At 64.6% G+C, this 11,808-nt stretch carries 4 protein-coding genes; all 4 read left to right on the forward strand.

Annotation, left to right across the window (positions count from 1 at the left end):
* The first annotated feature begins 54 nt into the window (after nucleotides 1–54).
* The 4 genes from G6N08_RS13460 to G6N08_RS13475 all read left to right on the forward strand — a co-directional run bounded on the left by G6N08_RS13460 (nucleotide 55) and on the right by G6N08_RS13475 (nucleotide 11,786).
* On the forward strand, nucleotides 55–792 hold the full coding sequence (locus tag G6N08_RS13460; RefSeq protein WP_163758037.1) for a thioesterase II family protein: 738 nt from the start codon (nucleotides 55–57) through the stop codon (nucleotides 790–792).
* Nucleotides 782–2,107, forward strand: a complete 1,326-nt coding sequence (locus G6N08_RS13465) for a beta-ketoacyl [acyl carrier protein] synthase domain-containing protein (RefSeq protein ID WP_163758039.1) — start codon at nucleotides 782–784, stop codon at nucleotides 2,105–2,107. The genes G6N08_RS13460 and G6N08_RS13465 overlap by 11 nt, the downstream gene beginning before the upstream one ends.
* Complete coding sequence (gene mbtD / locus G6N08_RS13470; RefSeq protein WP_163758041.1) at nucleotides 2,107–5,130, forward strand: mycobactin polyketide synthase MbtD; 3,024 nt, start codon at nucleotides 2,107–2,109, stop codon at nucleotides 5,128–5,130. The genes G6N08_RS13465 and mbtD overlap by 1 nt, the downstream gene beginning before the upstream one ends.
* A gap of 65 nt (nucleotides 5,131–5,195) precedes the next feature.
* Entirely contained in the window at nucleotides 5,196–11,786 is a 6,591-nt protein-coding gene (locus G6N08_RS13475; protein ID WP_163758043.1) for a non-ribosomal peptide synthetase, read from the forward strand.
* The last annotated feature ends 22 nt before the right edge of the window (nucleotides 11,787–11,808 follow it).

Genomic DNA, 11,808 nt, shown 5'->3' on the forward strand with positions numbered 1-11,808 from the left:
ATGGCTAGTCGCGAGAAACGTGATGACACAAAGCCAGTCGGTAGGCTGGCGGATATGTCGTTTGCGCCCTGGATTAAGTATCTACCGGGGCCACATGAGCGGCGACGCACCGCCGCCACCGTAATTTTCCCGCACGCAGGAGCATCCGCGGCTTACTACCGGCCATTTGCCGCAGCCTTGTCGGCCGCGGCAGACACATTTACCGTGCAGTACCCCCAGCGGGCGGAACGGCTCCACGAACCAGCCCCGCAAACCGTGCACGATCTGGCGCGGGGGCTCTTCGAGGCCGGACCGTGGTCCAGCGCCGCTCCGCTGAGGCTGTTCGGGCACAGCATGGGTGCAATAGTCGCGTTCGAATTTGCGCGTATCGCGGAGCAAAACAATGTCGCAGTGCAAAAGCTGTGGGTATCGGCCGGCCCGGTCCCGTCCCACATTGCCGGGCTGCCCGAGTTGCCGACCGGCGACGAGGAGCTGCTTGCGGATCTGGCCGATCTCGGTGGAACCGACCCACGGCTGCTGGCCGACCAAGAGTTCGCTGCGTTGCTGACCAACGCAGCACGCTGTGACTACCAAGCGCTCAACCGCTACAGCTGTGACGCCACCGTCCGGATCCGCGCCGATATCCATGCCGTCGCAGGCCGCCAGGACCACCGGGTTGACGCCGCTTCGCTGCGGCGGTGGGCCAACCACACTGAAGGCCGATTCACGTTGTCGTTCTTCGAAGGGGGACATTTCTATCTCAACGAGCACGTTGACACCCTCGCCAGCCGGGTTCTCGCCGATGTCTGCTAACTCGTGTGGCGCCCAAGTCGGTGGCGCTGACCCGGTTGTCATCATCGGCATGGCCGTCGAGGCCCCCGGCGACGTTGAAACGACCGAAGGCTATTGGGAGCTTTTGGCACAACAACGGGAAGGTTTCAGGCCGTTTCCCACCGACCGGGGCTGGCCGATTGACAAACTACTGACCGGTTCGCGCCGCGAAGGCTTCAAGCAGATTCACAACTCTGGCGGATTTCTTACCGGAGCAACGACTTTCGATCCAGAATTTTTCGGGATCTCAGTGCGCGAAGCCATCGCAATGGACCCCCAGCAACGAGTAGCCTTGCGGGTGGCTTGGCGTGCGTTAGAAAACAGCGGTATCAACCCCGACGATCTCGCAGGGCACGACGTAGGCTGCTACGTCGGTGCCTACGCCACGGGGTACGGCCCGGACATGGCGCAGTTTTCCCGCCATAGCGGTCACCTGATCACCGGGACGGCGCTGGGGGTGATCTCCGGCCGGATCGCTTATACGCTGGGTTTGGCTGGACCGGCGCTCACCATTGACTCGTCATGCTCATCTGCGCTGGCCGCGTTTCATGTCGCGGTGCAGTCGGTGCGGTCCGGGGACTGTGATATGGCGCTGGCCGGGGGAGTCTGTGTGATGGGTTCGCCCGGTTTCTTCGTCGAATTCTCCAGACAGCACGCCCTGTCCGACGACGGCCGCTGCCGCCCATACAGTGCGCAAGCGAGTGGAACGGTCTGGGCAGAGGGGGCGGCAATGTTTGTGCTGCAGCGCAAATCAGCGGCAGTGCGCGACCGCCGGCGAATACTCGCCGAAGTACGCGCAAGCGTCGTGAACCAGGACGGGCGGAGCGCCGGGCTGACCGCACCGTGTGGTGCAGCTCAAATGCGATTGATCGAACGTGCCATTACCCAGGCCCAGATCAGGCCCGAGCAGGTTGGGATGGTCGAGGGCCACGGCACCGGGACTCGTCTCGGCGATAGCGTCGAATTAAAGGTGCTCTCAAAGACTTACGGGCGAACTGAACCGGGTCGCGGACCGCTGTTGGGGTCGGTGAAATCGAACTTCGGGCATGCGCAAGCCGCCGCGGGCGCGCTGGGTCTGGCAAAAGTCTTGGTTTCAGCCACGCACGGTGCTGTGCCGGCCACTTTGCATGCAGCCGAGGCAAGCCACGAAATCGAATGGGAAAAACAAGGCTTGCGTTTAGCACAAGTTCTGACACCTTGGCCCGCGGTGAACGGCGAGCGGATCGGCGCGGTGTCAGCGTTCGGGATGAGCGGCACCAACGCTCATGTCATCGCGTCCGTCCCGGAGGCCGCGTGATGTGCGCCTACGCACTGCCTGATGGCCGCACGCCGGTGTTGCTCAGCGCACACGAACAAGAACTGATCCGGCACGACGCCGCCGCGATCCTCGATTACTTGCGGCACCGGCCCAGTGTCGGCGCGGTGGCATCGACGTTAGTGCGCACCCGGCGGGTGCGTCGCCACCGGGCGGTCGTTCGCGCCGCGGACGGCGCTGAACTGGCGGCAGGGCTTCAGGCATTGGTCGACGGTCACGACCACCCCTTGGTGGCCAAATCGTCAAATCTCACTGCACCCCGGTCGGCATACGTTTTTCCCGGTCAAGGTAACCAGTGGCCGGCGATGGGCGCCGAAGCCTATCGGCTGCTTCCGGCTTACCGGGCCGAGGCAGACCGGTGCGCTGCGGCGTTCACTGCAGCGGCCCACCCGTCGCCGCTGCCCTATCTGGTCGAGGGCGGACAGCGGCAGTGGTCGCAACGGGAAATCCAGGCAGCCCAATTCACCCATGCTGTCAGCCTGGCCCAAGTGTGGCGATCCTGCGGGATCCTGCCTGACATCACGGTGGGGCACAGCTTGGGCGAGGTCGCAGCGGCCTATGTGGCCGGTGCCGTGGCACTGGCGGATGCGGTCGCTGTAGTGGCTGCTCGCGCCATCGTCGTGGGCGAGTTGCCTGGCCAGTACGGCATGGCGGTGCTGGGCCTGTCCATTGGAGAAGTCGAGCAATTGATTGCTGAAGCGCCGGGGTGGCTTGAGATCTCGGTAGTCAACGCGGACTCGTCGATCGTCGTGTCCGGTGAGCGTGAGGCCGTCGCGGCAATCGCCAGATGTGTGGAGGACCGCGGTGCCTTCGCCCGGTTGATCGATGTCGACTTTCCCGCCCACACTCGCGCTTTGGAATCGCTGCGCGGAAGGTTGTCAGAACTACTTCCCAGAGCCAGGTTTTCCGATTCACCTGTGGAATTCATCTGCTCGACTCGCGGCGACACCGTTTTTGCCAACACCGATTTCACCGACTACTGGTACGAGAATCTGCGTAGCCCGGTCCGATTCGACCGGGCCGTAGCCGCCGCCCTACAGCGCGGAGCCAGTGTGTTCATTGAGATGTCGGCGCATCCGTCGTTGCTTTACGCATTGACTACTCTGGCTGACGACGCGCTTATCGTCGGCTCCGCACGTCGTGACGAGCCTATATTGGAAGAGATTTCGGCCAGCATCGCCAATGTCGCAGTGGCTGATCCGGGCTACCGGTGGGCGGAGGTGGCGGACGCCGCCGGCCACCGGCCGCTGCCGGAATTTCCGAACGCGCCGATGCGGGCGATACGTTTGTGGGCCGCACCAGAACCGCTCACCGACGATACGTCCGTTGCACCTCTCACTGTCGCTGTCGAGGAATGGAGCCGGTCCCGTGCGCCGAGCAGGCCCGCCGATAGCTGCGGGGGTATCGCGATCCTCGGCTGCGAAGGTGCTAACGCGCCTTCGACGGATCTGGTGGTGCAGCCTTCTTTGTCGAGCGTGCTGTCGCGTCGGCTGTCCGATGCCGTCGAGGGGTATCCGAAGTGGCGGCTGGTGTCGCCTGCCGAAGCCGATGTTGTCGTGGTAATCGCACCTGCACTGACCTGCCACGACGTGGCCACAGTCGCCGAAGAGATTATCGCCCGGGCAGGAAATTTCGTTGACTACGCCACGGTTGTCGGTCCGCGCTGTCGCCGCGTCTGGCTGGTGACCGTCGGTGGTGAGCGTGTTGAACCGGGCGAAACGGTTGTATTGCCGGCGCAGGCGGCACTGGGGGCGATGCACCGCAGCATTGGCTTTGAATTCGCTGAGTCGACGTTTGCCCGCTTGGATTTACCGGATTGGAAAATTGACGGCGAAGCTGCGCGTCTGTGCATCGACACCTTCGTCGGCGAGACTGCCACCGAAGTAGCGTTGCGCGCCGGTGGTGCCGGGCTGCACCAGTACGTGCGAACGCTGCGGGAACTCAGCACACCCGCACCGGAGCCATCGCTGGGCGCCGACGAATTGGATAACGTGGTCATCACCGGCGGTAACGGAGTGATCGGCCTGCACTATGCCCGGCGCTGCATTGAACTTGGGGCACGCCGAGTTATTTTGTTGAGCCGCAAGGGTGTCGACCGTGCCGACCTTGACCGGCTGGTAGCCGGCCGGGCTGTGCAGGTGCATGCTCCCGTTTGCGATATCACCGACCCGAATGCGCTGGCCAGGGCCGCTGCCGCGTATGCGGGCGATGGTGCTTCTCTACTCGTCCACGCGGCCGGCGTTGGCAGGTTCGGTCCGCATAATCAGCTCACCGATGTGGATCTAGCAGAGGTGTTCGGCGCCAAGGTAATCGGTCTGGCACGAGTCATCGAATTCTGGCCGCTTCGGCACGATGTGCGAATACTGCTGTGCTCGTCGATTTCCGGGGTCTGGGGTGGATACGGGCATTCCGCCTACGCGGCGGCAAACAGGATGCTCGACATCTTCGCGGCGCAGCTGCGAGCCAAAGGACTGGATTGCACGGCCGTGCGATGGGGTCTGTGGCAGAACTCCGGGATTGCTGGCGCTGACGAGATCAGCCGCATCGAGCGGTCCGGTCTGGTGGCGATGGATGCCCAGGCGGCCATCAACGCCAGCCTGCAGTACCGCGACGACCCGTTGGTGTTCGCTGCTGACTTTGACCGAGTGCGGGTTTTATTCGAAGGTCAAGGAATCCCATTGCCGTTCACGGGAATGCAGAAATACGACCAGACCGCGGAAACCGGTGATGCGATCGACGGAACGGTTACCGAAGCCGTTCGCATCGAACTGGCCGCGGTGTTAAGCCTTGGCGATCCCGACTCGGTCGACCTGAGTGCGGCGCTGGTGGACCTGGGAGTCGACTCGTTGCTGGCGCTGGATCTGCGCAGGAGGTTGGGGCGTCGCACCGGCCGTTCGGTGCCGCTTGCCAGATTGCTCAGCGGAGTCACCGGTGCCCAGCTCATCGAAGCTTTGCAGACAAACGGTGATTCGAACGTGACCGCGGCGCAAGAAGCCAGAAGATAGCGCGCCGGCGAAGCCCAGAACTGCATCGTCGCCCGATTAGAGACCAGAAAGGCTGGAATGAGCTCGTGACTGACGCCACCCACACCGGCGCCCGGCTTGACGACCAGCGGCTGGAGTTGTTGCGTCGCCGAATTGCTGAACGTGGTCTGACCCGGTCGGCGGCATCACCGACCGGCGCGCAACCTGAGCAGTTGTCCGCCGGCCAGCGCCGGATGTGGTTCCTGCACTCACTCGATCCTGCCAGCGCGCTGCTCAACGTGTGCGTCTCCTACCGCATCACCGGCACCGTCGACACCGAACGGTTGCACGCTGCACTCGACGCCGTCGCGATGCGCCATCGCATGCTCCGCACCACGTATCACACCGACCGCGACGGTGACCCCTATCCGGTCACCCATCAGCGTCTACGGCCCGCCTGGACCGAGCACGACTTGACCAGTCTGACCGGCCAGGCCCAGCAGCTGCGACTGGAGGTGCTGGCGCAGCGTGAATTTCGCCGCCCATTCGACTTAACCAAAGACTCGCCGCTGCGGATCGCTGTGGTGCGGCTGGCCGCCGACGAGTTGATGCTGCTGGTGACGGCGCATCACATCGCATGGGATGACGGATCATGGGCACCGTTCTTCACCGACCTGACCCGTGCCTATGAAGACGCTGACGCCCTCGCTCCCGCGCCGGAAGTAATCCCAACCGGCGATGCCGTGGATTTCGACGCGGATATGAGCTACTGGCGATCTCTGATGACGGATTTCCCCGAGCCGCTTGAGCTCCCCGGTCCTCACGGTTCGGTGGTGCCGACCACTTGGCGCTCGCAGCGGGTATCGGCACGCCTGTCCGCACACACCGTCGATCGTGCGGTCGCGTTGGCGCGCGACAGCCGGGCTACCCCATCGATGGTGCTGATGGCCGCGTTTGCCGCTCTCGTGCACCGCTACACCCACTCCACCGACTTCCTGGTCGCGGTCCCTGTGCTCAATCGCGGGGCCAGCAACGCCGAAGATATCGGCTATTTCGGCAACACCGTGGTGATGCGGATGCGCCCGCAGCCCAGACAGACATTTCGGCAATTGGTCATGGAAACCCGCGACACCGCAGTGGGCGCCATTGCTCACTCCCGGGTCGACTTGGAGTGGCTGGTACGTGAGTCCAACCCCGATCGTCGTCATGGTGCCGAGCGGATGACGCGGGTCGGCTTCGGTGTACGAGAACCCGATGGCAGGGGTTTCTGCCCCCCTGGCGTGCACTGTGAGCGTGCCGAGCTGCGCGGCCAGTTCAGTCAGTTGCCACTGAGCTTCATGGTCGAGCTTGCCGGCGGGACTGGCGGTGTCAGCGATAATCCGCAAGGCGGCACTGGCGCACTGGTGGAAGCCGAGTACCTGGTCGAGGTATTGGACGGGGGGCTGGCGCAACAGTTACTCGAGCACTACATCGTGTTACTCGATAGTGCGCTGGCCAAGCCGGATACCGCGCTGTGGGAACTGACGCTGATGAGCGACGCCGATGCCAACTGGCTGCGGCAGGTATCCGCCGGCGAAAAGTTCGTCACACCCGCAGCTACGCTGCCCGCGTTGGTGACTGAGCGCGCAACACGGAGCCCTGACGCGGTCGCTGTTGTCTACGAGGGCCGCCATTACAGTTACCGCGAGATCAACGAACAAGCCAACCGCGTGGCACACTGGCTCATCGAGCAGGGCATCGGAGCCGAAGACCGGGTTGCGGTGTTGCTGGACAAATCACCCGAACTGGTCACCACAGCGCTGGGTATTCTCAAGGCCGGGGCGGTGTACCTGCCTGTCGACCCGACCTATCCGCAGGATCGGCGGGAGTTCATCCTCGGCGACGCGGCCGCCGAACTCGTTTTGCGCGAACCGATCACGGGCCTCGAGCGCTACTCGCCTGCCGACCCGGCTGCTGACGAACTGGTACGGCCACTGCGGCCGGACAACACCGCCTACCTGATTTATACCTCCGGTTCGACCGGTCTGCCCAAGGGTGTGCCGGTACCGCACGCACCGATCGCCGAGTATTTCGTGTGGTTCGGCAAGGAGTATCAGGTTGACGAGACCGACCGGTTATTGCAGGTGGCGTCGCCCAGTTTCGACGTGTCCATCGGCGAGATCTTTGGCACCTTGATCTGCGGTGCTCGGCTGGTGATTCCGCGCCCTGACGGGCTGCGCGATATCAGCTATCTGACCGATTTATTGCGCCGCGAAGGCATCACCTCGATGCATTTCGTGCCGTCACTGCTCAGTCTTTTCCTGTCGCTGCCCGGCGTCAACCAGTGGCGCACCCTGCGCCGGGTGCCTATCGGGGGGGAAGCACTGCCCGGCGAGATCGCCGACAAGTTCCACGCCACCTTCGACGCCTTGCTGTACAACTTCTACGGGCCCACCGAAACGGTGGTCAACGCCACCAGTTACCAGGTCGAAGGCACGCAAGGCACCCGGATTGTGCCAATCGGCAAGCCCAAGATCAACACACAGGTATATCTGCTCGATGACGCGCTGCAGCCGGTGCCGGTTGGTGTGATCGGTGAAATCTACATCGGCGGAACACACGTCGCACATGGCTATCACCGCCGGCCGGGGCTGACCGCGGAACGTTTCGTCGCTGATCCGTTCACCCCGGGTGGGCGGCTGTACCGTTCTGGTGACTTGGCCCGCCGCAACGCCGACGGCGACATCGAGTTCGTGGGCCGCGCCGACGAACAGGTGAAGATCCGCGGGTTCCGTATCGAACTGGGCGAGGTCGCCGCGGCGATCTCGGTTGACCCCAGCGTAGGTCAGGCTGTCGTCGTCGCCGCCGACTTGCCGCAACTGGGCAAGAGCCTGATCGGCTACGTGACTCCGGCCGACGGGGGTGGTCCCGACACGGTCGACGTCGAGCGCATCCGCGCTCGGGTCGCCGCAGCGTTGCCCGATTACATGACGCCGGCGGCTTACGTCGTCCTCGACGAGATTCCGATCACTGCGCACGGCAAGATTGACCGCGACGCCCTGCCTCCCCCACAGATCGAGGCCAGTGCCGCATACCGTGGGCCGGCAACGGTGACTGAGCGTCGGCTCGCTGCTCTGTTCGCTCGGCTGCTCGGCCACGACCGGGTGGGTGTCGACGATTCGTTCTTCGATCTTGGCGGGCATTCCCTGGTTGCCGCCAAGCTGGTGGCTGCCGTTCGGTCGGAATGTGACGTGGAGCTCAGTATCCGGGAGGTGTTCGAGCTGGCGACCGTCGCGCGGCTCGCGGAGCGGGTAGACCAGCTCCGCGCTGGGGCGGTGAGAGCGCAGCGGCCCAAACTAATCGCAACAGACCATTCGGGGCCGTTGCCGCTGTCAGCATCCCAGCTGCGTTCCTGGTTTGCCTACCGCGTCGAAGGGCCCAGTGCCGTCAACAACATTCCGTTCGCCGCGCGGTTGAGCGGCCCGTGCGACGCGAACGCCTTGGCCGCTGCGGTCAGCGACGTCGTCGCCCGCCATGAAATCCTGCGCACCACATATGTGGAAATCGACGGCGTGCCCTACCAGGTTGTCAATCCCGCCGCGGCGTTGCCCGTGCGCCGGGCCAGCGGTTATGGCGAGCGGTGGCTGCAGGAGCAATTGGATGCCGAGCGCCGGCACTGCTTCGCGCTGGATCGAGAATGGCCCATCCGGGCAGCGATCTTGCGGATCGGCGACGAACACGCGCTGTCGCTGGTGGTTCACCATATCGCCGCGGATCATTGGTCGGGCGCAGTGCTGTTCGCCGACCTGCTGGCTGCCTATCGTGCCCGCCGGGCTGGGCAAACCCCCTGCTGGGCCCGGTTGCCGGTGCAGTACGCCGATTACGCGACTTGGCAAAACGCGTTGCTCACCGAGCCGAACGGTGCGGACACCGCACTTGCCAGCGCCCAGCGTGACTACTGGACCCGGCAGCTCGCCGGACTGCCCGAGGATAGCGGGCTGCGGCCCGACTTTCCGCGCCAACCGGCGCCCAGCGGCGACGGTGAATCGGTGGAGTTCAGTATCGACCCAGCCACGCGGGGCAAACTCGCCGAGGTCTGCCGCGAGCTGGGCATCACCGAGTTCATGCTGCTGCAGGCCGTTGTCGCCGTGGTCTTGTACAAGGCCGGGGGCGGCGCGGACATCCCTCTTGGCACACCGGTGGCCGGCCGTGCCGAACCCGAACTCGACCAACTGATCGGTTTTTTCGTCAATATCGTGGTGCTGCGCAACGACTTACACGGCAACCCCACGCTGCGACAGGTACTTACCCGCGTCCGGGAGACGGCGCTGGCCGCCTACGCGCACCAGGACCTCCCGTTTCACCGGGTTGTCGAGGCTGTCAGCCCGACACGCTCACTGTCCCGCAATCCGCTGTTCCAAGTTGTCGTGCACGTGCGCGATCATCTGCCGGCCTCCCGGGTGATCGATTCCGGCCCGGCAGGAGACATGGTGTTCACGGCGCTGGAGCCGACCTTCGACATGGCACCCGCCGACCTGAGTGTCAACTTCTTCGCCAATGAGGGGGACGGCAGATACTCCGGCAATGTCGTATATCGCACCGAACTGTACCGCAGGGCGAGCATCGAACGGCTGGTTCGGTGGTTGACCCAGGTCGTCATGGCGTTCGCTGACGACATCGATCAGACTTTGCGGGATGTGCAGTTGACCGACACCGCGGAACGCCGCCGCATCCTGGAGTGCTGGAGCCGTGGACCTCAGGTCCCGCCGGGCCGTCCGCGCACCATTCCCGAACTGCTCGAACCCACCCGGTCGTTGGGTGCCGAGTGCATCGCAGTGCGCTGCAGCGACGGGGAGATTGATTACCCGGCGCTGCACCGTCGTTCGGATAACCTCGCCCAGCTGCTCGTCGACCACGGGGTGGGGCCGGGATCACTGGTCGGTCTGTCCACGCGACGTGGTATCGACCTGGTGGTGGCGTTGGTCGCGATCATGAAGGCCGGCGCCGGTTATTTCCCGATCGATCCCGGATACCCTTCGGCGCGTAAACAGTTCATGCTCGCCGACGTCGAGCCGCCAGTGGTGCTGGTGACCGCAGAAGCGGCCGAGACTATGCCGAAACGTGCGGGGACAAAACTGATTTCACTCGACGACCCTGCGGTTCGGGCAGCGATGAGCGCCCCAGCGCCGCAGCTGCGTTTGCCGCTGCCGCACCCTGACGACGCGATGTATCTGGTGTTCACGTCGGGATCGACCGGGCAACCCAAGGGAGTGCTGGGCACTCATCGGGCGATGGCGACCCGCCTGGACTGGCAGCTGTTGAATTACCCGGTGCCAGGCCGCGACATTCGGCTCGCGCAGGCATCCATGACATTCCTCGAGGGCAGCATGGAGACACTCGCCGGTTTGGCCGCCGGCGCGACCATGATCCTGGCTGATGACGCCGAACACCGCGACCCCGAGGCATTGGTGTCGCTGCTGCAACGTCATTCGGTGGCCCAGGTGACCGCCGTCGCCAGCCTGGTGTCGGCGATGGTCGACTCTTGGCCCGAGGCGGTGCGGTCGCTGAAGCGTCTGGTATGCAGCGGGGAGCCGGTAAGCGAATCGCTGTTGCAGCGGCTGGTGAGCTGCGTGCAATCTGGTGGGCCCGAGCTGCTGAACAACTTCGGCGCCACCGAGACCTCGGGAGGGCTGGTGCGCGGACCGCTCGCCCCCCCGGTTCCGTTCCTGGGCACACCGACACCGGATTCGCAGGTATATCTTCTCGATGACGCGCTACAACCAGTACCGGTGGGTGTGATCGGCGAGCTGTATTACGCTGGGGGCCAACTGGTTCGAGGCTACTGGAAACGCCCCGCCCTGACGGCGTCGCGGTTTGTGGCCAACCCGTTCGCGACCGAGCCTGGCGCGCGCTTCTACCGCAGCGGCGATCGTGCCCGGTGGACTGAAGACGGGCGATTGGAGTTCGTCGGCCGCACCGATCACCAGGTCAAGGTACGCGGCTTCCGTATCGAACTCGGTGAAGTCGAAGCGGCGTTGGCGGCGGTGGACGGCGTAGCGGTTGCGGCGGCCCGCACGTGGGAGATCGCCGGCAGCACCACACTGGCCGGATATGTGGTTCCCCACCAGCCGCTCACCGACGACGCCGAGAGATCGAAATTCGCGGCGTCGGTGCGTGCGGCACTCAGCACGGTGCTACCCGGGTACATGATGCCGTCATCAATCACCGTGCTCGACACGATGCCCAAGACCGAATCGGGCAAGCTGAACCGGCCCGGTTTGCCGCGGCCGTTGGTGAGCACGACCGGCCAAAGCGAACCGCCGCGCACCGACACCGAACGCAAGTTGGCGGCAGTGTTCGCCGAGGTGCTCTCGACCGCCGAGATCGGGCGTTTCGACGACTTTTTCGCGCTCGGCGGCGACAGCATCCTGTCGGTGCAACTGGCGGCGCGGGCGCGCGCAGCCGGGCTGGCGGTCAATCCCCGGATGATATTCGAGAACCCGACGGTCCAGCAGTTAGCTGCAGCGCTTGACTCCCCGGGCGTCGTGTCGGGCGAACAAAGCGATATCCGGTTCGCACCGATGAGCGTCTCCGGCCTTTCCGAGGCGGACCTGGCCGCAGTGACGTCGGCGTGGTTGTCGGGTGCCGATGCCGAGGGCACGGCTTCGGGGACAACAGCCGCACCGCCGGACTCGACGGGGCGGGGCGGGGAGCCGTGACGACAATCCGGCAATCGAACGC

This window comes from Mycobacterium botniense (assembly GCF_010723305.1).
GTDB lineage: Bacteria > Actinomycetota > Actinomycetes > Mycobacteriales > Mycobacteriaceae > Mycobacterium > Mycobacterium botniense.

What these genes read in the sequence shown, in the direction of transcription:
- G6N08_RS13460 (WP_163758037.1), top strand. Translation starts at nt 55, where the DNA reads ATGTCGTTTGCGCCCTGGATTAAGTATCTACCGGGGCCACATGAGCGG.
- G6N08_RS13465 (WP_163758039.1), top strand. Translation starts at nt 782, where the DNA reads ATGTCTGCTAACTCGTGTGGCGCCCAAGTCGGTGGCGCTGACCCGGTT.
- mbtD (WP_163758041.1), top strand. Translation starts at nt 2,107, where the DNA reads ATGTGCGCCTACGCACTGCCTGATGGCCGCACGCCGGTGTTGCTCAGC.